This is a genomic window from Sphingomonas echinoides ATCC 14820 (assembly GCF_000241465.1).
In the GTDB taxonomy this organism is placed as follows: Bacteria; Pseudomonadota; Alphaproteobacteria; order Sphingomonadales; family Sphingomonadaceae; genus Sphingomonas; species Sphingomonas echinoides.
In genome coordinates, this window is sequence record NZ_JH584235.1 from 2,613,117 (window position 1) to 2,631,938 (window position 18,822).

General features: G+C 65.6%; 21 protein-coding genes, 1 tRNA gene and 1 pseudogene. 14 read left to right on the forward strand and 9 right to left on the reverse strand.

The features are described 5' to 3' along the window. Positions 1–141: 141 nt before the first annotated feature. From ON00_RS12310 to ON00_RS12320, 3 genes are all read right to left on the reverse strand, one after another. Positions 142–696, reverse strand: a complete 555-nt coding sequence (locus ON00_RS12310) for a fasciclin domain-containing protein (protein WP_010406140.1) — start codon at positions 694–696, stop codon at positions 142–144. Between the two features lie 72 nt (positions 697–768). After that, the gene (locus tag ON00_RS12315; protein WP_010406141.1) at positions 769–1,533 is read right to left on the reverse strand and encodes an anti-sigma factor; all 765 of its coding nucleotides are present in this window, start codon (positions 1,531–1,533) and stop codon (positions 769–771) included. Then, a complete protein-coding gene (locus tag ON00_RS12320) occupies positions 1,530–2,129 on the reverse strand; it encodes a sigma-70 family RNA polymerase sigma factor (protein WP_010406142.1) in 600 nt (199 codons plus the stop codon). The genes ON00_RS12315 and ON00_RS12320 overlap by 4 nt, the downstream gene beginning before the upstream one ends. A gap of 145 nt (positions 2,130–2,274) precedes the next feature. Between ON00_RS12320 and rpiB the strand changes: the two genes are divergently transcribed. From rpiB to ON00_RS20600, 5 genes are all read left to right on the forward strand, one after another. Beyond that, a complete protein-coding gene (rpiB, locus tag ON00_RS12325; protein WP_010406143.1) occupies positions 2,275–2,739 on the forward strand; it encodes a ribose 5-phosphate isomerase B in 465 nt (154 codons plus the stop codon). Next, complete coding sequence (gene glyA, locus ON00_RS12330) at positions 2,736–4,052, forward strand: serine hydroxymethyltransferase (RefSeq protein WP_010406144.1); 1,317 nt, start codon at positions 2,736–2,738, stop codon at positions 4,050–4,052. The genes rpiB and glyA overlap by 4 nt, the downstream gene beginning before the upstream one ends. A 1-nt stretch (position 4,053) precedes the next feature. After that, a complete protein-coding gene (nrdR, locus tag ON00_RS12335) occupies positions 4,054–4,530 on the forward strand; it encodes a transcriptional regulator NrdR (protein WP_010406145.1) in 477 nt (158 codons plus the stop codon). Then, complete coding sequence (locus ON00_RS12340; RefSeq protein ID WP_010406146.1) at positions 4,527–5,264, forward strand: RNA methyltransferase; 738 nt, start codon at positions 4,527–4,529, stop codon at positions 5,262–5,264. Before nrdR ends, ON00_RS12340 begins: the two co-directional genes overlap by 4 nt. Before the next feature lie 80 nt (positions 5,265–5,344). After that, positions 5,345–5,602, forward strand: a complete 258-nt coding sequence (locus tag ON00_RS20600; protein WP_154651323.1) for a hypothetical protein — start codon at positions 5,345–5,347, stop codon at positions 5,600–5,602. 81 nt (positions 5,603–5,683) lie between these two features. Here ON00_RS20600 and ON00_RS12350 read toward each other — a convergent pair whose 3' ends face one another. Further along, the gene (locus tag ON00_RS12350; RefSeq protein WP_010406151.1) at positions 5,684–5,989 is read right to left on the reverse strand and encodes a chorismate mutase; all 306 of its coding nucleotides are present in this window, start codon (positions 5,987–5,989) and stop codon (positions 5,684–5,686) included. Between the two features lie 210 nt (positions 5,990–6,199). Between ON00_RS12350 and rpsD the strand changes: the two genes are divergently transcribed. Beyond that, on the forward strand, positions 6,200–6,814 hold the full coding sequence (gene rpsD / locus ON00_RS12355) for a 30S ribosomal protein S4 (protein WP_010406153.1): 615 nt from the start codon (positions 6,200–6,202) through the stop codon (positions 6,812–6,814). A gap of 55 nt (positions 6,815–6,869) precedes the next feature. On the opposite strand, the gene ON00_RS12360 is transcribed toward rpsD, so the two are convergent. Continuing rightward, the gene (locus ON00_RS12360; RefSeq protein WP_010406156.1) at positions 6,870–8,882 is read right to left on the reverse strand and encodes an alpha/beta hydrolase family protein; all 2,013 of its coding nucleotides are present in this window, start codon (positions 8,880–8,882) and stop codon (positions 6,870–6,872) included. A gap of 124 nt (positions 8,883–9,006) precedes the next feature. Here ON00_RS12360 and ON00_RS12365 point away from each other — a divergent pair, with 124 nt between their 5' ends. Together ON00_RS12365 and ON00_RS12370 are read left to right on the forward strand one after the other, a co-directional pair. Next, positions 9,007–10,659 carry a M28 family metallopeptidase gene (locus tag ON00_RS12365; protein WP_010406158.1) on the forward strand — a complete coding sequence of 551 codons (1,653 nt, stop codon included), beginning with the start codon at positions 9,007–9,009 and terminating at the stop codon, positions 10,657–10,659. Between the two features lie 3 nt (positions 10,660–10,662). Next, positions 10,663–11,637 (forward strand): agmatine deiminase family protein, encoded by a 975-nt coding sequence (locus ON00_RS12370; RefSeq protein ID WP_010406159.1) that lies wholly within the window; start codon positions 10,663–10,665, stop codon positions 11,635–11,637. 131 nt (positions 11,638–11,768) lie between these two features. Here the strand turns inward: ON00_RS12370 and ON00_RS12375 are convergent, their stop codons facing one another. Beyond that, on the reverse strand, positions 11,769–13,049 hold the full coding sequence (locus ON00_RS12375) for an NRAMP family divalent metal transporter (protein ID WP_010406161.1): 1,281 nt from the start codon (positions 13,047–13,049) through the stop codon (positions 11,769–11,771). A gap of 94 nt (positions 13,050–13,143) precedes the next feature. On the opposite strand from ON00_RS12375, the gene aguB reads away from it, so the two are divergent. Beyond that, on the forward strand, positions 13,144–13,995 hold the full coding sequence (aguB, locus tag ON00_RS12380; RefSeq protein WP_010406163.1) for an N-carbamoylputrescine amidase: 852 nt from the start codon (positions 13,144–13,146) through the stop codon (positions 13,993–13,995). Between the two features lie 154 nt (positions 13,996–14,149). Continuing rightward, positions 14,150–14,716 (forward strand): DUF4337 domain-containing protein, encoded by a 567-nt coding sequence (locus ON00_RS12385; RefSeq protein ID WP_010406166.1) that lies wholly within the window; start codon positions 14,150–14,152, stop codon positions 14,714–14,716. Positions 14,717–14,722: 6 nt separating this feature from the next. Here ON00_RS12385 and ON00_RS12390 read toward each other — a convergent pair whose 3' ends face one another. Together ON00_RS12390 and ON00_RS12395 are read right to left on the reverse strand one after the other, a co-directional pair. Further along, positions 14,723–14,974 carry a hypothetical protein gene (locus ON00_RS12390; protein WP_010406168.1) on the reverse strand — a complete coding sequence of 84 codons (252 nt, stop codon included), beginning with the start codon at positions 14,972–14,974 and terminating at the stop codon, positions 14,723–14,725. Positions 14,975–15,019: 45 nt separating this feature from the next. After that, entirely contained in the window at positions 15,020–15,682 is a 663-nt protein-coding gene (locus ON00_RS12395; RefSeq protein ID WP_029622786.1) for a uracil-DNA glycosylase, read from the reverse strand. A gap of 23 nt (positions 15,683–15,705) precedes the next feature. Between ON00_RS12395 and folK the strand changes: the two genes are divergently transcribed. Both folK and ON00_RS12405 read left to right on the forward strand, forming a co-directional pair. After that, on the forward strand, positions 15,706–16,182 hold the full coding sequence (gene folK / locus ON00_RS12400; RefSeq protein WP_010406173.1) for a 2-amino-4-hydroxy-6-hydroxymethyldihydropteridine diphosphokinase: 477 nt from the start codon (positions 15,706–15,708) through the stop codon (positions 16,180–16,182). Positions 16,183–16,218: 36 nt separating this feature from the next. After that, a tRNA-Lys gene (locus tag ON00_RS12405) sits at positions 16,219–16,294 on the forward strand. 80 nt (positions 16,295–16,374) lie between these two features. Here ON00_RS12405 and ON00_RS12410 read toward each other — a convergent pair. Beyond that, positions 16,375–17,160: an SDR family NAD(P)-dependent oxidoreductase gene (locus tag ON00_RS12410; protein WP_010406174.1), complete on the reverse strand. Its 786-nt coding sequence runs from the start codon at positions 17,158–17,160 to the stop codon at positions 16,375–16,377. Between the two features lie 107 nt (positions 17,161–17,267). On the opposite strand from ON00_RS12410, the pseudogene ON00_RS12415 reads away from it, so the two are divergent. Both ON00_RS12415 and ON00_RS12420 read left to right on the forward strand, forming a co-directional pair. Then, positions 17,268–18,165 (forward strand): annotated as a pseudogene (locus tag ON00_RS12415) (LysR substrate-binding domain-containing protein). 57 nt (positions 18,166–18,222) lie between these two features. Further along, on the forward strand, positions 18,223–18,720 hold the full coding sequence (locus ON00_RS12420) for a phosphatase PAP2 family protein (RefSeq protein WP_010406177.1): 498 nt from the start codon (positions 18,223–18,225) through the stop codon (positions 18,718–18,720). The last annotated feature ends 102 nt before the right edge of the window (positions 18,721–18,822 follow it).

Here is an 18,822-nt window from a genome sequence, read left to right on the forward strand (position 1 = left end):
GGGGGCGTCGGCAGGTCTGTTTTTGCAACCACTCGCCGCAAAGGAGGGGACCCGGCGAGCGGTCTTTGTGTCCCCTGCGGAACGGGGACAGTCTATTATACGCGCGAACTCAGCGCCGGGATGCGACGCTGCACAGAATTTTTACGGCAGCATCACGGTGTCGATGACATGGATCACACCGTTGGACTGCATCACATTGGCGATGGTGATCCGCCCGGTATGGCCCTTGGCGTCGGTGATGCTCCAACCGCGCCCGGCTTTGGCGAAGGTCAGCGTTCCGCCCTGGACGGTGGTATAGGTGGCCTTGCCGCCATGCGCCTGCGCGGCGGCAGCGATGTCGGCGGCGGTCACCCGGCCGGGGACGACATGATAGGTCAGCACGGCGGTCAGCGTCGGCTTGTTTTCCGGCTTCAGCAAGGTCGCGACCGTGCCCTTGGGCAGCTTGGCGAAGGCGGCGTTGGTCGGGGCGAAGACGGTGAACGGACCTGGACCAGACAGCGTCTCGACCAGGTCAGCGGCCTTGACGGCGGCGACCAGCGTGGTGTGGTCCTTCGAATTGACGGCATTTTCGATGATGTTCTTGGTCGGATACATGGCGGCACCGCCGACCATCGGGTTGGTCTGGGCGGAAGCGAGCGATCCTGCGCTCATCGCGACGGCAGCGGCGGCGATCGCGGTATGGAAGATGCGGGTCATAAGCGTTTCTCCTGCGGGTGCGCCCGGCATGGACGCGGCGGAGATACGGGGCAGCCCGCTCGATGGATGCACTCAGACGCGCGAAAGAATGCCTTTGGCGACGACAGGGCCGGTTGGCAGGCCAGTCGGCGACCCGCCGACCGGTTCGACCGTAACGGCAAGCACCGCGCCCGCCGCAATACGCTGCCGGTTTTCGGGGCGCAGCGTCAGCGCGGTCGCCCCCCGGGTGCGCAAGACCCCCAGCGAATGCGGCGTGCCGTCGGCCGGGATCACCCACAATTCCGCGCTATGGTCGGCACTGGTCAGGCTCGCCTCGGTCAAGCGGATCGTCCCCGCAGTCTTGTCATAGACCGCCGTGACCGGCGTGCCTTTGCCCTCCGGCGTGATCGAGGCGACCAGCGTGGGGGCGAGCGGCGCGACTGACGGTGCGGGCTGCGGCGGCGATAGGGGCGCGAGCGGGCGGGTGACCAGCACGATGAGCAACGCCGCTGCCGCAATGCTCGACAGGGCGGCCACGCCGGGCCAGATCGCGCTCCGCGGGCGCGGCTTGGCGATCAGGCTTGCAACCGGTGCTGCCGGTGCCTGATCGAGCGAGCGCTCAATGCGTGCGAGAATATCGGGGGCTTTGATCGCGGGCCATTGGTCGAACCACGGTGCCAAATGCCCGCGCCAGCGCTCGACCTCGCGCGCGAAATCGGGGTCGGCGAGGACGCGGCGGAGCGCGACCGCGCGCTCCTCGCCATCCAGCACACCGAGCGCGAGTTCAGCCGCCGTCATGTCCGGCGCTTCGTCGAGACCATCGGGGCCGACGCCTTCAGGAGGGGGCAGGTCGCTCATCCCTCAAGGCACTCCTTCAATTTGGCGAGGCCGCGCCGCACCCAGCTCTTCATCGTGCCAAGTGGGATCGACTGGCGCTCGGCCAGCTCGGCATAGGTTACGCCGTCGAAAAAGGCGGTGCGGATCGCGTCGCGCTGGCGCGCCTCCAGCCCTTGCAGGCAACCGTACAACAGGTCGCTGGCTTCGTCCTGCAACATCGTCTCGCTCGCCAGCGGGGCCGTGTCGATCACCGGCGGCGCATCCTCGATCGGCGTGGCGCGACGGATCTTCTGCGCGCGCTGCCAGTCGATCGCGCGGTTGCGAGCGATCGTGGCGAGCCACGTGATCGGGCTGGCGCGGAGCGGGTCATAGGCACCGGCGCGCCGCCAAATCGTCAGATACACATCGTGCAACACGTCTTCCGCTGCCTGCCTTTCGCCGCAGATACGGTAGCAGACGCCAAATAGTTTCGCCGAGGTGAGCGCATAGAGATCGCGAAAAGCGGCGCGGTCCTCCTCGCCGGTGCGCACCAGCGCGTCCACCAGCCGCGCACGCGCCGCCGCCTCTGGCGAGGTCGTGCCGGATGGGGCCGGAGCGTCGAGCGGGTGATCGGTCACGGGGGCAGTGCCTAGCTTGGCGCGCGGTCCACGGCAATATCGGCGTGCGATTGCTGTGTCGGTACGTGCGCTTGGGTGTGGCAATCGCGCGCGGGCTTGGCTAAGGGCACGCCATTCCGCTTCACCTTTTGGGAGCGCGCCCGCTTTGCGCATCGCCATCGCCTCCGATCACGCCGCCTTTGCGTTAAAGGCCACGCTTGCCGCATGGCTCGCCGCCGAGGGGCATGACGTGCTCGATCTCGGCCCGGACAGCGATGCGCGCGTCGATTATCCCGATTTCGGCTTCAAACTGGCCGAGGCCGTGGCTTCCGGTGCCGCCGAGCGCGGCGTTGCCCTGTGCGGATCGGGCATCGGCATTTCGATCGCGGTCAATCGCCATCTCGCGATGCGCTGTGCGCTGGTGTCCGAACCGCTCTCCGCCGCCCTTGCGCGCGAGCATAATGATGCCAATGTCGTCGCGCTCGGCGCGCGGCTGACGGGTGAGGATATGGCCAAGGCCTGTGTCACCGCGTTCCTGACCACCGATTTCGCCGGTGGCCGCCATCAATCACGCGTCGAAAAGCTCGGCGCACCGTCCTTTGCGCCAGTTACGAGTGGGAATCCGGCATGAGCACCAATCCAACAGAGCTTCACGACGTCCAGCCCGACGGCTTTTTCACGCGCGGCCTGGCCGAAGCGGACCCCGCGGTGTTCGGCGGGATCAGCCATGAGTTGACGCGCGAGCAGACGCAGATCGAGTTGATCGCGAGCGAAAACATCGTGTCGAAGGCGGTGCTGCAGGCGCAGGGCAGCGTCTTCACCAACAAATATGCCGAAGGCTATCCGGGCAAGCGTTATTATCAGGGCTGCCACCCGTCGGACGAAGTCGAGACGCTGGCGCTCGAGCGCGCCAAGCAGTTGTTCGGCTGTTCCTATGCCAACGTCCAGCCGCATTCGGGCGCGCAGGCCAATGGCGCAGTGCTGCTGGCGCTGGTCAAGCCGGGCGAGACGATCCTGGGCATGAGTCTCGATGCCGGTGGTCACCTGACGCACGGCGCGCGCGCCGCGATGTCGGGCAAGTGGTTCAATGCCGTGCAGTACGGCGTCGATCCGATCACGCATTTGATCGATTTCGACGAAGTGGCGAAGCTGGCGCGTGAGCACCAGCCAAAGCTCATCATCGCGGGCGGCTCGGCTTATCCGCGTGCAATCGACTTCGCCAAGTTCCGCGCGATTGCCGATGAGGTCGGTGCCTATTTCATGGTCGACATGGCGCATTTCGCCGGGCTGGTCGCGGCGGGCCTGCACCCCTCGCCCTTCCCGCACGCGCACATCGCCACCACCACCACGCACAAGACGCTGCGCGGGCCCCGTGGCGGCATGATCCTCAGCGATGATGAGGCGCTGGGCAAGAAGCTCAACTCGGCGGTGTTCCCGGGCCTGCAGGGCGGCCCGCTGATGCACGTGATCGCGGCGAAGGCGGTCGCCTTCGGCGAGGCGCTGCAGCCGGGGTATAAGAGCTACATCGCCGCGGTGATCGAAAATGCCAAGGTGCTGGCGGCAACGCTCAAGGAGCGCGGTGCTGAAGTCGTTTCGGGCGGCACCGACACGCATCTTGCTTTGATCGACCTCACCCCGCTCGGCGTGACCGGCAAGGATGCCGATGAAGCGCTGGAACGCGCCGGCATCACCTGCAACAAGAACGGCATCCCCAACGATCCGCTGCCGCCCACCAAGACCAGCGGCATCCGCGTCGGCAGCCCGGCGGGCACGACGCGCGGCTTTGGTCCGGCCGAATTCCGCGAGATCGGCAATATGGTCGCCGATGTGCTGGATGGTTTGCGCAAGAATGGTGAGCAGGGCGATGCGCAGGTCGAGGCCAATGTGCGTGAGCGCGTGCTGGCTTTGTGCGCGCGCTTCCCGATCTATCCGGAAGGGGTGTGATTTGCGTTGTCCGTTCTGCGGCCATGAAGACAGCCAGGTAAAGGATTCGCGGCCGACCGAAGATGCGGGCGCAATCCGGCGACGGCGGCAATGCGAGGCCTGCGGCGCGCGTTTCACCACGTTCGAGCGCATTCAACTGCGCGAATTGACGGTGTTGAAGAGCGAGGATGCGGGCGGCGGTTTCAAACGCGAGCCGTTCGATCGTGAGAAGCTGTTGCGGTCGGTCTCGATCGCTGCGCGCAAGCGCCCGATCGAGGCGGCGCAGCTCGAAAAGCTGGTATCGGGCATTCAGCGCCAGCTCGAGACGCTGGGCGAAAATGAAGTGCGCTCGGGCAAGATCGGGGAAATGGTGATGGAGGGGCTGAAGGGCCTCGATTCGGTCGCCTATATTCGCTTTGCCAGCGTTTATAAGGATTTCCGCGAAGCCCGCGATTTCGAGGAATTTGCCGGTACGGTGAGCGAGGTCGGCAAGGGGTGAGCACGCCTGCGATCATTCCACCGCCCGTGCTCGTTCTCGTCCGCCCACAGCTTGGTGAAAATATCGGCAAGGCCGCGCGCGCCATGCTCAATTTCGGGCTGGTCGAGATGCGGCTGGTGTCCCCGCGCGACGGCTGGCCCAACCCCAGCGCAGGCCCCGCCGCGAGCGGTGCCGATGTCGTGCTGGAAGAGGCGCAGGTGTTCGAAACCGTGTCCGAGGCCGTGGCCGACTGCGCGCATGTCTATGCGACCACGGTGCGCAAACGCGGCGTGACCAAGCCGGTGGTAACGCCCGAGGGGGCGGCGCGCGCGATCCATGCCGGTCCGGGCCGATCGGCGATTTTGTTCGGGCCGGAGCGTTCGGGGCTGGAAACCGACGATATCGCGCTGGCGCGGACCATCATCACCGTGCCGATCAACCCGGAATTCGGCTCGCTCAACCTGGCCCAAGCGGTGATCCTCATCGCCTATGAATGGTCGAAGGCCGAACGCCTGGCGAGCCCGCCGCACGTCGATCTGCCGCCGCCGGCATTGCAGGAAGAGCTGGACGGGATGATCGCACAACTGGATGCGATGCTCGCCGAGACCGATTTCTTCTTCCCGCCCGAACGCACGCCGGTGACGCGGCGCACCTTGCGCACCTTGCTGACCAAGCCCGGCTGGTCGGCGCAGGAAGTGCGCACCGTGCGCGGCGTCCTCAGCGCGCTGGCAGGGAAACAGCCGCGGGGAAGGTAAGCGCGCGGCACAGATTATTCTGCTTTGACGGCATCTTGCGGGCTGGTTACACCGGCGCATCGCTCACGTCGGAGATCTTCATGCTGGTCCGTTCTGCCTCGATGATCGCTGCCATCGCGCTTGTTGCGTCCCCGGTGCTTGCGCAAACCTCCGCTGAGGGAACGTCGTCGACTCCTACGCCGACGGCAAAGCCCGGCAAGCCGCCCAAGCCGCGCAAAATTTGCCGTTCGGAGCCGACAACCACGTCGCGCGTGCGCGCCAGCATCTGTAAAACGGCAGAGGAATGGGAGCGCGATGCGGCCGGCAGCGAACATATGGCTGGCGTTTTGGGACGTTAAAACTCGGGAACGGAGGGCGATTGGCATTCCGATCGCCGGTTCGCTGATGAACGTGCCGGGTGCTTTGAGCGGTGTGGCCCGTCAGCGCCGATCGAACGCCACCAGTTCATAGGCGATCGACGCCTCGACCAGGCGTTCCCACAGATCGGCGATGACGCTCTCGGGAATCCCTGCGGCGCGCGCCTCGGCGCAGGCATTGGCGATGACTTGCGCCTTGCGCCCCTCGTCACGCACTGCGCCGCGTTCGGGTTTGATCCGCGCCGCTGCGTCCATATAGGCAAAGCGCTGGGCGAGCAGCGCGATCAGCGCGCGGTCGACATGGTCGACGCCGGCGCGGACCTCCGCCATATTGGTGCAAGCGGGGCCGGGGAGGATCGCGTTCGTCATGCGCTCCCCCTTGGCGAGCCGCGGCGCGCCTGTCCAGCTTGACTCATGCGACCGGTGCCGCTAACCGCCCGCCTTCGCATTTGGCCCCACACCCCGGTGAAGTGGTGGCCCTGCCCGCATCCCTTACAGGTTCGGATAGAGCGATACCGGGTATCGATCGCAGGCGCAGGCAGGCGGTCTTGTCACGAAGCATTTGCCAAGGAATATCTCATGTCGAAGCGTTCATCCGCAAAGTACAAGCTCGATCGCCGCATGGGCGAGAATATTTGGGGTCGCCCCAAATCGCCCGTCAACAAGCGTGAATACGGCCCCGGCCAGCACGGCCAGCGCCGCAAGGGCAAGGTCAGCGACTTCGGCATCCAGCTGCGCGCCAAGCAGAAGCTCAAGGGCTATTATGGCGACGTGACCGAGAAGCAGTTCCGCGCTTGCTACACCGAAGCCGCACGCATGAAGGGCGATACCGGCCAGAATCTGATCGGCCTGCTCGAGCAGCGTCTCGACATGATCGTCTATCGCGCCAAGTTCGCGCCGACCGTGTGGGCTGCGCGTCAGCTCGTTTCGCACGGCCATGTCCGCGTCAACGGTGTGAAGTGCAACATCGCATCGCGTCGCTGCTTCGTCGGTGACGAGATCACGCTCGGCACCAAGGCCAAGGAAATGGCGCTGGTGCTCGAAGCGCAGCAGCTCGCCGAGCGCGAAATTCCCGATTATGTCGCTCCGGACGGCGCGGCCAAGGTCACCTTCACGCGCGTTCCGACGCTCGACGAAGTGCCCTATCCGGTGAAGATGGAACCGAACCTGGTCGTCGAATTCTATTCGCGCTGATCGTTCGATCCTGATCGAGACTGTAAAAGGGCGGCCCGGCAACGGGCCGCCCTTTTCAGTTTGCGGGCGGCAGCGCCAGGGTGGAGCGCAGGAAGCCGTCTGCCTTGTCGAGCATTTTGGCGCGCGCATTGCTGTCGTTGAGCTGGTGGTCGAGCGCGTGGAACTCGACCAGCTCGACCGACTTGCCCGCTGCTTTCAGGCGACTCGCCATTAGCCGTGATTCGCCGATGCCGACATTCTGGTCGCGGTCGCCGTGGAACAGCAGCACGGGCGCGGTGATCCGCGCTGCATTTTGCGCCGGGGAGCCTTCGCGAACATGCGGCCCCTTGCCGATCCGCGCATCCTGTTCGGTAAAGTCGGTATAATCGTGCCACTCCTGCCGCAGCGTCTCCAGATCGGTAACGGGCGCGACGGCGACGATCGCCTTGAACAGGCTTGGGTCGAGCACCGCCGATTGTAGCGCGGCGTAGCCGCCATAGGACCAGCCGACGATTGCCAGCTTGGCAGGATCGGCAATGCCCTGCTTGATCAGCCAGCGGCCGCTATCGTTGACGTCGCCGATCGCGGTGCGCCACGATTTGAAGCCATTTTCCTTGAACCAGGCGATGCCGTAGCCGGTCGACCCGCGATAATTGGGCTGGAGCACGGCATAGCCGCGATTGGCGAAGAATTGCGACAGCCAGTCGAAGTTCCATTCGTCGCGCGCTTCGGGGCCACCGTGCGGCATCACGATCGTTGGCAGGTTCTTGCCCGTGCTGCCGGGTGGCAGCGTAAGATAGGCCGGAATCTGGGTGCCGTCGGCGGCGGTGAAAGTGATCGATTTGACGCTGGCGAGTGTGGTCTTGGCGAGCGCGGCGCGCGCGGGAAAGGCCTCGGCTAGGTGGCGCGTCGTCTTGTCGTACAGATAGTAATGGCCAGGATCGACGTCGCTGCCCGCGAACAGCAGCAGCTTGCTTTCGTCGGCGCTGGCATCGACGAACGTGACCAGCGGCAGGCCGGGTAAGGCGCGCGACAGCGAGGCGGCCAGCTTTTTCAGCTCAGGGTCGAAGAAAAGGCTTTGCCGCTTGTCGGTGACGAAGCTTGCGCCGACCACGCGGTTCTGGCGTCCGATGCGGATCACGTCGTCGATATCGACATCAGGGCGGTCGACCACCAACGTGCGCGTCAGGCTGCCGTCGAGCGCGATCGTGTACAGCGCTCTGCGCCCATCCTTGGTGTCGAAGCCGTAGACAAGGTTGTGGTCGCGATCGACCGCATAAGGATTGAAGCCCGACAGCACGCCGCCCGTCGTTTTGAGTGTGCCGAGCGGCAGCCAGGTGCGGTCGCCGGACTTGCGATACGAATAGAGGATCGTATCGCTGTTATAGCCGGTGTTGAGCTTGAGGCGCTTGCCCATGATGCGGACGGCACCGTACCCGTCGCTGATATAATCGACGGCATCGTCATTGGGTGGCTCGACGTTTGCGCGCCGCAGCGAGACGGTGTCGATCCGGTCGACGCCCACACCTTCGCGACTCTCTGCGATCAGCGATCCGGTGGTTGCTTCCGGCACATAGCTGCGCGTGACCAGCACCGTGCCGGGTGCGCCGCCATTCCAGTCGATCACGTCGCCCCCGCCAAAGGCGACCCCGAGCGACCGCTCATTGGTCCGCGCGCTGAGCACCTTCAAATTCTTGCCATCGCTGTCGACCGCGACGAGGCGGGTATAGCCATTGAAGCCGCCATGGGTCAGCCCGGTGTCGAGGATCATGTAGATCCCGCAGATCAGCCGCGTGTCGGTCGACCATTTGCAGGCGGTCAGCCGGTCGGGATTGCCGCTGGACGCGAGTATGGGCTTTGGCACTCCGTCGGCGACCGACACCACGAACAAGCCGGCACCGTGCCCTTCAATGGCCGCGATATAGGCGATCGCCGTGCCGCTGGGCGAAAGGCTGACCTGCTGAATGTCTTCGCGCGCGCCGAAGCGCGTCGCCGCATCGCTGACGGGGGAGGGGGCGGCGGCGATGGCGGGCAGCAACGGTGTGGCGAGGCAAACGGCCAGCGCGGTCCCCAGCAGATATCGGTTCATGCTTTTCCCCTTTTTGCAGAGTGATACGCACTTTTAGGGGCGATGCAACGCGGCACCGCGCTTGGTTGCGCACGCGCACTGCGCCTGCCAAAAGGTGGCCACCCTAGCGACAGGATGATGGCCGATGCGCGCGATACCGACCCTTGCCCTCACTCTTGGTTTGCTGACAGCGGCAAACCCCGTGTGGGCCCGTGACGCGGCACCGCCCGCGATCAGCGTCGAGACACTGAAGGACGTGACCAAGACGCTCTCCTCCGATGCGTTTGAAGGCCGCAAGCCGACCACGGCGGGGGAGACCAAGGCGACCGACTATATTGTCGAGCGCTTCAAGGCGGCGGGGCTCAAGCCCGGCAACAATGGCGGGTGGTTTCAGGATGTCCCGCTGGTCGAACTGACCGCGAAGAATGTGACGCCGCTCAATTTCACTGGCGGCAAGGCCCCGGTCAGCCTCGCCTATCGCAGCGATGTTGTGATCGCCACCTATCGCGTGACGCCAAGGATCGCGATCAAGGACAGCCCGGTCGTATTCGTCGGTTACGGCATCACCGCGCCCGAGCGCGGCTGGGATGATTATGCGGGCGTCGATGTGAAGGGCAAGACCGTCCTGATCCTGGTCAACGATCCCGACTGGCAGACGCCAACCAACCAGGGCCTCTTCGAGGGGCGCGCGATGACCTATTATGGCCGCTGGCCCTACAAGTTCGAAGAAGCTGCGCGCCACGGGGCTGCGGCTGCGATCATCGTGCACGAGACGGCACCTGCGGCTTATGGCTGGGGTGTGGTGCAATCGAGCTGGACCGGGCCGCAACTGGAGCTGGACGAAGCGGGCGACCATGCCGACCAGAGCCAGGCGATCGGCTGGATGCAATTGGCCAAGGCGCGCGAGCTGTTCGCGAGCGCGGGCCAGGATTTCGATGCGCTGAACGCGGCGGCCAAGGTCAAGGGCTTCAAGGCGGTTCCGCTGGGCGTCACCGCCTCGGTGTCGTTCGACAACGCGATCAAGCGGCAGGCATCGAAGAATGTGATCGGCATCTTGGCCGGTACGACGGCACCCAACGACTATGTCTATTACACCGCGCATTGGGACCATCTCGGCCATTGCGATGCGGTCAATGGCGATGACATTTGCAATGGCGCGCTCGACAATGCGAGCGGGGTCGCCGGGCTGGTCGCGCTGGCCGAGGCCAATGCCAAGGCAGGGCCGGCGCGGCGCTCGCTCGTGTTCCTGTCGGTCACCTGCGAGGAATGCGGGCTGCTGGGGTCGCGTTATTATGCGCAGCACCCGATCTACCCGATCGCGCAGACCGTTGGCGGCGTGAATATGGACGGGCTTAACACCGTTGGCCGCGCGAAGGATTTCGTGGTGACGGGCGCGGGCAAATCCGAGCTGGAAGACCGCATGAAGGCGCTGGTCGAGGCGCAGGGCCGGGTGGTCAAGCCCGAACCCAATCCCGAGCGCGGCAGCTATTTCCGTTCCGACCATTTCAGCTTCGCCAAGCTCGGCGTGCCGATGTTCTATGGCAAATCGGGCGAGGATCTGCGCGTTGGCGGCGAGGCGGCGGGGCATGCCGCGACGCTCGATTATATCGAGCATCGCTATCACAAGCCGCAGGACGAATATAATCCGGCATGGGACTGGTCGGGCGCGGTCGAGGACGTCCAGCTTTATTATGGGCTGGGGCGTGCGCTGGCGGATGGTTCGGATTGGCCGAACTGGTACAAGGCCGCCGAATTCCGCGCGATTCGTGACAAGAGCCGCGCCACCGCAGGAAAGTAAAGCATGACCCGTCCCTTGCCGCCCGCCGAATGGGCCCCGCACAAAGCCGTCTGGATCGGTTTCCCGAGCCATCCCGAATTGTGGGAAGCCGATCTCGAACCCGCGCAGGAAGAAGTGGCGGCGTTCGCGCGCGCGGTCCATGCCGGGGGACGCGGCGAGCGCGTGCTGCTGGTCGTTGCCAATGATGCGGCGGCGGTGGCGGCCGAGCGGCTGGCGGGCGATGTGGCGACGATCGTGGTCGAGCCGTTCGGCGACATCTGGCTGCGTGACACCGGCCCGATTGTGCTGTCGGATGGCAGCGCGCGCGATTTCGGCTTTAACGGCTGGGGCGGCAAATATGATCTGCCGGGCGACGACGATATCGGGCGGCGGCTGGCGGCGCGCAAGAAACTGCCGGTCGAAAGCTGCGACTGGGTGCTGGAAGGCGGCGCGATCGATGGCGATGGCACCGGGCTGGTGGTGACGACCGAGCAGTGCCTGCTCAACCCCAATCGCAACCCGTCCTTGACCAAGAGCGAGATCGAGCAGCGCCTGCGCGACGATCTCGGGCTGGTCGACGTGCTGTGGCTGGGCGACGGGCTGATGCACGATCATACCGACGGGCATGTCGATAACCTCGCGCGCTTCGTCGCGCCGGGCGTGCTGGTCATCTCCGAAGCGGCGGAGAATGATCCCAATTGGCTCGTCTATCAACGCGCCGCCCAGGCGGCTGCCGCCAAGGAGGGCGTTACGGTGGTGCGGATCCCGTCACCCGGCCGGGTGCTGCGCGACGACGAGATCGTGCCCGCCAGCTATATGAACTTCTATATAGGCAATGCCGCCGTGGTGGTGCCGCTGTACGGCGCGCCCCATGATGCGGCAGCGGTGGCGGCGGTGCAGGCGCTGTTCCCGGATCGCACGGCGGTGGGACTGCGCGCCGACGCGATCCTGACCGGGGGCGGGAGCTTCCACTGCATTTCGCAGCAAGTGCCGGCGTAAGCGCGTCTCCGTTCGCCCTGAGCCTGTCGAAGGGCACCTCTCCCCGCGCGACCGCTGCGCCGGTGGAGAGCAGGGCTTCGACAGGCTCAGCCCGAACGGGAGTGGGGCAGGCGTGAACCTGCCGCCTGCCCTTATTGCAGCACGAAAAACGCCAGCGACGCCACCGCCATTACGGCGGTGGCGAGCCAGCCGACCACGACCATCCCCCAGGGCAGCGTCAGGCGGCCCATGATGCGGCGGTTGGTGGCGATCAGCATCATCACCGCCATCAGCGGTGCAGCGAGCACGCCGTTGACGACCGCACTCCAATAGAGCGCCTTGATCGGGTCGATCGCGGTGAAGTTGAGCGCGACCCCGCCCAAAGTGGCAGCCGCAATGGTCGCGTAAAAGGCACCGGCCTCGCGCGGTTTGCGGCGCAGGCCGGTGGTCCAGCCGAACATTTCCGACACGCCATACGCCGCCGACCCCGCCAGCACCGGCACCGCGAGCATGCCCGTCGCGATGATCCCGGCGGCGAACAGCGCGAAAGTGAACACGCCCGCGATCGGGCGCAGCGCTTCGGCTGCTTGCGACGAGGTCTTGATGTCGGTCACGCCGTGGGCGTGGAGCGTGGCGGCGGTGGCGAAGATGATGAAGATCGCGATCAGGTTGGAAAAGCCCATGCCGATGATCGTGTCCTTGCGGATGCGCGCGAGCTCGGGGCCGGCCGCGCGCGGGGTGATGCACAGCGGCTTGGCCCCCCGGCGGTGCATTTCCTCCACCTCCTGCCCGCTTTGCCAGAAGAACAGATAAGGCGAGATGGTGGTGCCGAGGATCGCCACCAGCGCCATCGCATGATCGGCATCCCAGGTCATTTTGGGCAGCACTGTGCTGGTCAGCGCGACCGACCATGGCACCTGGGCCGCAAACACCACCGCGACATAGGCGAACAGCGACAGCGTCGCCCATTTCAGGATCGAAGCGTAGCGCGGGTAACTGAGGAAGGTTTCGAGCGCGATGCAGATGATGCCGAAGCCGATCGTATAAAGCTGCTCTGGCCCACCGAGCAGCAGCCGCAACGCCGCGCCCATCGCGCCCAGATCGGCCCCGAGGTTGATGATATTGGCGATGACCAGCAGCAGCACGACCGCGCGCAGCACTTGGTGAGAATAATGCCGTCGCAGATTCTGCGCGATGCCGACGCCGGTGACGAGGCCGATTCGCGCCGCGATCTCCTGCGTCACCGCCATCAGCGGGTAACTGAACAGCATCGTCCAGGCGAGGCCATAGCCGAATTGCGCGCCAACCTGACTGTAGGTGGCGATGCCGCTGGGATCGTCATCGGCGGCACCCGTGACCAGGCCGGGGCCGAGTGCTGCCAGGATGCTCGCGGGGGGCGTATCGTCGGGGCGACCGTGGGGCGGGTTTGGCATGGCCGAGGGGCTAACAGGTCGCGGGCATGGAAGCGAGGACGGCGGTGCGTTTGGCCAGTGGCACCCGGCGGCGCGCTCCCCTATATGGCGCGGCATGACCGAAATCACCGTCGCCGCGCTGCAGCTCGCCTTCACGTCCGATCTGGACGCCAACATCGCCCATGTCTCCGAACTCGTGCGCGAGGCGGCGGGCAAGGGCGCGCAGGTGATCCTGCCGCCCGAATTGTTCGAGGGCGAATATTTTTGCCGGGTCGAGGATGAAGGGCTGTTCGCGACCGCCAAACCGGTGGGCGAGCATAAGGCGGTGCTGGCGATGCAGAGCCTCGCGCGCGAGCTGGGCGTGACGATCCCGACCAGCTTCTTCGAGGCCGATGGCCCGCACCATTACAATTCGCTGGCGATGATCGGGCCCGATGGCGCGGTGCAGGGCGTGTATCGCAAGAGCCACATTCCCGATGGGCCGGGCTATGAGGAGAAATTCTATTTCCGGCCGGGCAATACCGGCTTCAAGGTGTGGCCGGGGCCAGATGCGACGACGCTGGGCGTCGGCATTTGCTGGGACCAATGGTATCCCGAAACCGCGCGCGCGCTGATGCTGATGGGGTCGCAAGTGTTGTTCTTCCCGACCGCGATCGGCAGCGAGCCGCATGACACCTCACTCGACACCGCGCGGCTGTGGCGCCGCGCGATGGTTGGGCATGCGGTGTCCAACGTCGTGCCCGTGGTTGCCGCCAACCGCATTGGCGTGGAGCATGGCCAGACCTTCTACGGCACCAGCTTCATCACCGATGAGCGCGGCGACATCCTGGCCGAACTGGGCCGCGAGGAAACCGGCGTGATCACCGCCACGCTCGACCTCGACCGCATCAAGCGCCACCGCGCCGCCTTCGGCTTCTTCCGCGACCGGCGGCCCGAGCTGTATGGGCGGTTGGTGCAGGATATCTGAGGGAGCAGTACGCCGTTATCGCGCGGTGCCGCGCCCCCGCTTCCGTTCGTTTCGAGCCTAGTCGAGAAACAGGCGGCGAGCGCTGTGCCAGGTTTTTCGACTACGCTCGAAATGAACGGCTTGCTAAACAGGCTTTTGCGTCAGGACCTGCCTCATGGAAATCGAAGTCAGCGCCGAAGCCAAGGACAAGCGGCTCAACCGCTGGGTGGCGATGACCGTTGTCATCCTGTCGGTGTTCATGGGGCTGGGCAACATCAAGGACGGCAACATCGTCCAGAACATGGCGCAGGCCAAAGCCGATTCGGTCGATCACTGGGCGCAGTATCAAGCGACCAAGACCAAGATCCACATCAACGAAACCGCGCGCGCCGAGTTGGTGGTGCTCTCCACCACCCCCGCCGCGCGGGAGGCAGCGGCCAGCGCGATCGCCGGTCTTGACCGCGACATCGCCAAATATCGCGCCGAAGTGCCGGTGCTCGCCAGGCAGGCGCAGGGCTTTGCCGATCGGTACGACGCGCTCAACGTCCATGACGACCAGTTTGACGCCAGCGAGGCACTGATCGCCACCGCCATTTCCATGGCGGCGGTCGCGGCGCTGGCCGAGAGTTTATGGTTGCTGGTGGCCGGTTGGGTGTTCGGCAGCTTCGGCCTGTTCATGGGGGTGTGCGGCTTTGCCGGCTGGGCGTTCCACCCCGATGTGCTGAGCAATTTCCTCGGCTGAAAGGTTTCAGCGGCGCGGCGTCCCCACTTCGGCGCGCACGACCAACGGTTTCTGGCAGCCATCGACCGTGCGCAGCACCGCCGCGATTTGCTGCGCGGGCGGTTCTTGCCCGAGCGGGCGAATGCTGGCGGTGGGCATGAGGCCACCAGCCACGATGGCACCGTAATGTTGACACATCGGCTTGATCGCGGCCGTTTTGGCGTCGGGCGCAGCCGCGATCATCATGGGTGCCAACACCATCAAAGGGACAATCCGCATTGGAAGCCTCCGTTCAGAACGCGGCATCCTAACCCCAAAACGCCGTTACTGCGAGTCCCGCAGTTCGAGCGCCCGCGCGAACACTGCTTCGAACATCTCGGTCGTCAGCCGTCCGGTATTCTGATTGTAGCTGGAACAGTGATAGCTATCGATCAGGATGCGGCCATCGGGCATGCGGTGTTCGGCGAGGTGGCCGAAGCGGCATTTGGGCAGCTTGCCGCCGAGCATCTTGACCGCGGATTGATGCGCGGTCTGGCCCAGTGCGACGAAGATGCGCGCGTGCGGGAGGGCCGCCGCCTGCCCCTCCAGGAAGGGGCGGCAGGTGCGGATTTCCTCGGGCGTCGGCTTGTTCTCGGGCGGCAGGCATTTGACCGCGTCGAGGATCATCGCGCCGTCGAGCGCCAGCGTATCGTCGGGCTTGCCTTCATACTCGCCGCTGGCGAGGCCGAATTTGGCGAGCGTGCCGAACAGCAAGGGCGCGGAGCGATCCCCGGTGAACGGGCGGCCGGTGCGATTCGCGCCATATTGTGCGGGCGCGAGGCCGATAATGCCGAGCCAGGCGGCGGGATCGCCAAAGGCGGTGACGGGGCCGTTCCACCAATCGGGATGCTCGGCCTGCAGGCTTTCGCGCAGGGCGACGAGGCGCGGGCAGCGCGGGCAATCGCGTGGGGGTTCGGTTTGTGGGATGGGGCTGGGTGCGAAGTTCATCAAGGTGCGATAGGCGTGTTTCGGTGCAAAGCTCAACCTATGCCATCGCGCTCGGCTCCAACCGGCGCGGCCGCCATGGCGGCCCGGTCGCCGAAGTGCGCGCGGCGATCGCCGCTTTGGAGGGCGTGGTCGCGGTCTCGCCGATCATCGCCAGCGCGCCGCTCGGGCCCTCGATCCGGCGCTTCGCCAATGCCGCGGTCTTGCTGGAGAGCCCGCTCGCGCCGCCCGCGATGCTCGCGCGGCTGAAGGCGATCGAGCGCGCGTTCGGGCGGCGGCGGGGGGCACGCTGGGGCGCGCGGGTGATCGACCTCGACATCGTGCTGTGGTCGGGCGGTTCGTGGGGAACGGCAGCGCTCACCGTGCCGCATATCGCCTTTCGGGAGCGCGGCTTCGTGCTGGATCCGCTCCGCACGATCGCCCCCGATTGGCGCGATCCGGTGACGGGTCTGAGCATCCGCCAGTTGCATGCGCGGTTGCACAAGCGTGCACCCCTGGGTTGACCGCGCCCGAACGCGCTCCTAACGCAAGCGCCGAGTGGGCCCGTAGCTCAGTTGGTAGAGCAACGGACTTTTAATCTGTAGGTCTCGGGTTCGAGTCCCGACGGGCCCACCATTCCCAGCGATCGGTCGCCGTTCCTCGCACCGCTGCCCGCGCTGCCGACGGTAAAGCGCCGGCGGCAGCGGGGCTGGACATTAGGCGATCGTCGGAATGATCCCGCCCTCGGCGCGGATCGCCGCGCCGTTGGTGACGGCGGCGAGCGGGCTGGCGAGATAGGTCACGATCGAGCCGATTTCGTCGGCCTCGATCAAGCGGCGGATCAACGAAAGCGGGCGCAGCTTTTCGAAGAACTCGACCTCCTGCTCGGCAGCCGAGGCGTCCTTATTCTCGACCACCGACTGGATGAAATCGACGATCCCTTCCGACCGGGTCGGCCCCGGCAGCACCGAGTTCACGGTAACCCCGGTGCCGCGCGTTTGCTCGGCCAGGCCGCGCGCAATCGACAATTGCGCGGTTTTGGTCATGCCGTAATGGATCATCTCGGCCGGGGGCAGCAGGCCGCTTTCGCTGGCGATGAAGATCACGCGGCCCCAATCGCGCGCCAGCATGCGCGGGAAATACTGCCGGGCAAGGCGGATGCCGCTGACCACATTGACCTCGAAAAAGCGATGCCATTCCGCATCGCTCACCTCGACGAAGGGCTTGGCCTCGTAAATGCCGAGATTGTTGACAAGAATATCGACATCGGGCGCGGCGGCGATCAGCGTGGCCGCCCCTTCGGCAGTAGCGACATCGGCGAGCACGCCGCGCACCGTGCCGAGCGCGGCGACTTCGGTGACGGCAGCATCGAGCTTGGCCTGATCGCGGCCGCTGACGATGACCTCGACGCCTTCGGCCGCCAGCCGTTTGGCGATCGCCAAGCCTATGCCGGCGGTCGATCCCGTTACGATCGCGGTTTTGCCGTTCAGTTGCAGGTCCATCGTAATTTCCTCGCGCTGTCTTGGAGGCTGCGAAGATAAGGCGACCGGCCATTCGTGATTAGAAGGCAGGATTACATTTCAGAAGTGATTCGATATCATGAAAGCCGATGGACAATCGGCTTGGCGATATCGAGATTTTCCTGGCGGCGGCGCGCGCGGGCAGCCTGGCGGCTGCGGCCAAAGAGCTGCGTCTGACGCCGTCTGCGGTCAGCCGCAGCGTCGCGCGGCTGGAGGCGCGGCTGGGGGGTCGTGCTGCTGCGACGGACGACACGCTCGCTGGCCTTGACCGCCCAAGGCGAACGCTATCGCGAGCGCATGGCGCGACTGGTCGCCGACATGGCTGAGGTGGAAAGCGGGCTGGGGCGCGAGACGCAGGAGCCGCGCGGAACGTTGCGCGTCAACGCATCGGTGCCGTTCGGAACGCAGTGCCTGTTGCCGCTGCTGCCCGCCTTCACGGCGCGCTATCCGCATGTCCTGGTCGATCTCGCTTTGTCGGATGCACTCGTCGATCTGGTGGAGGAACGCGCCGACATCGCGATCCGGATCGGGCCGCTGCGCGACACCCGGTTGCGCGCGAAGAAACTTGGGCACAGCAAGATGCTGCTGGTCGCCAGCCCGTCCTATCTCGCGCATTATGGCATGCCGCAAACGCCAGACGATCTCGATGCGCATCGCTGCTTGCAGTTCAGTTTTCGGCGATCGATCGATGGTTGGCCGTTTCGGCTTGGGCAGCGCGTGGTGCATCGCGCGGTTGAAAGTGCCTTTCTCGGCAATTCGGGCGATGTCGTCCGTTTGATGGCGGTGGCCGGCGGCGGGATTGCGCGCCTCTCGCGGTTTCACGTCGCGGGCGACCTGCAAAGCGGGCGGTTGGTCGAAGTGTTGGCCGCTTATAATCCGGGCGACGGCGAGGATATCCATGCGCTGTATTCGGCGCAGGACCGGCTTGCGCCGCGCGTGCGCGCGCTGCTCGACTATCTCGACGAAGCGCTCGTCCTGCGCGATTGACGGCGCTCTGCGACCCAAAGCCAAGCTGCGGCGTTCCACCCGCAGGGAGCGACAATGATGACCCAGATGATGGTGGATATAACGGCGCTGGGCGGCGGCACGGTGCTGTTGCTGGCGGTGGTGCTGGCGGGCGGGTTCCTCGCGGTGCAGCGGCGCTGGGTAACGCTTGCGCTGGTGGTTGTGGGAACGGCGTCGGGGTCGATGGTGGTGACGCTGATCAAGGGACTGGTGGCGCGGGTGCGACCGCCGCTCGACGAACGGCTCGTTGCGGTGTCTTCGGCCAGCTTCCCGAGCGGCCATGCCGCCAACAGCGCGATCGTCTACCTCACCTTGGCGTTGCTGCTGGTGCAGACGGTGCATGGCCACGCCGCGCGTGTCTATATTCTCGCGGCAACGGCAGTGCTGGTGATGCTGATCGGGGTCAGCCGTCTCTATCTGCATGTGCATTGGCCGAGCGACGTCGTTGGCGGTTGGGTGTTCGGTACGATTTGGGCGCTGGGCTGGTGGGCGCTGGGCCGCAAATTGGGGGCGGACACCCGCGCTCGGCGGCCGTAAACCTGCCGTTCCATTCATCGCCCAGCAATCTTGCCCGGCGCACCCGCCTGCATGGCCGAATCGTTTCCGGGAGACGACGAATTGGTCTTGATATAGTATTAC

Bases quoted from the DNA above. Each gene is read 5' to 3' on its own strand.
- rpsD (WP_010406153.1), top strand. From the start codon at position 6,200: ATGTCGAAGCGTTCATCCGCAAAGTACAAGCTCGATCGCCGCATGGGC.
- ON00_RS12310 (WP_010406140.1), bottom strand. From the start codon at position 696: ATGACCCGCATCTTCCATACCGCGATCGCCGCCGCTGCCGTCGCGATG.
- ON00_RS12365 (WP_010406158.1), top strand. From the start codon at position 9,007: ATGCGCGCGATACCGACCCTTGCCCTCACTCTTGGTTTGCTGACAGCG.
- ON00_RS12375 (WP_010406161.1), bottom strand. From the start codon at position 13,049: ATGCCAAACCCGCCCCACGGTCGCCCCGACGATACGCCCCCCGCGAGC.
- ON00_RS20600 (WP_154651323.1), top strand. From the start codon at position 5,345: ATGCTGGTCCGTTCTGCCTCGATGATCGCTGCCATCGCGCTTGTTGCG.
- ON00_RS12420 (WP_010406177.1), top strand. From the start codon at position 18,223: ATGACCCAGATGATGGTGGATATAACGGCGCTGGGCGGCGGCACGGTG.
- glyA (WP_010406144.1), top strand. From the start codon at position 2,736: ATGAGCACCAATCCAACAGAGCTTCACGACGTCCAGCCCGACGGCTTT.
- ON00_RS12315 (WP_010406141.1), bottom strand. From the start codon at position 1,533: ATGAGCGACCTGCCCCCTCCTGAAGGCGTCGGCCCCGATGGTCTCGAC.
- ON00_RS12360 (WP_010406156.1), bottom strand. From the start codon at position 8,882: ATGAACCGATATCTGCTGGGGACCGCGCTGGCCGTTTGCCTCGCCACA.
- ON00_RS12385 (WP_010406166.1), top strand. From the start codon at position 14,150: ATGGAAATCGAAGTCAGCGCCGAAGCCAAGGACAAGCGGCTCAACCGC.
- ON00_RS12390 (WP_010406168.1), bottom strand. From the start codon at position 14,974: ATGCGGATTGTCCCTTTGATGGTGTTGGCACCCATGATGATCGCGGCT.
- ON00_RS12410 (WP_010406174.1), bottom strand. From the start codon at position 17,160: ATGGACCTGCAACTGAACGGCAAAACCGCGATCGTAACGGGATCGACC.
- ON00_RS12350 (WP_010406151.1), bottom strand. From the start codon at position 5,989: ATGACGAACGCGATCCTCCCCGGCCCCGCTTGCACCAATATGGCGGAG.
- ON00_RS12395 (WP_029622786.1), bottom strand. From the start codon at position 15,682: ATGAACTTCGCACCCAGCCCCATCCCACAAACCGAACCCCCACGCGAT.
- ON00_RS12370 (WP_010406159.1), top strand. From the start codon at position 10,663: ATGACCCGTCCCTTGCCGCCCGCCGAATGGGCCCCGCACAAAGCCGTC.
- aguB (WP_010406163.1), top strand. From the start codon at position 13,144: ATGACCGAAATCACCGTCGCCGCGCTGCAGCTCGCCTTCACGTCCGAT.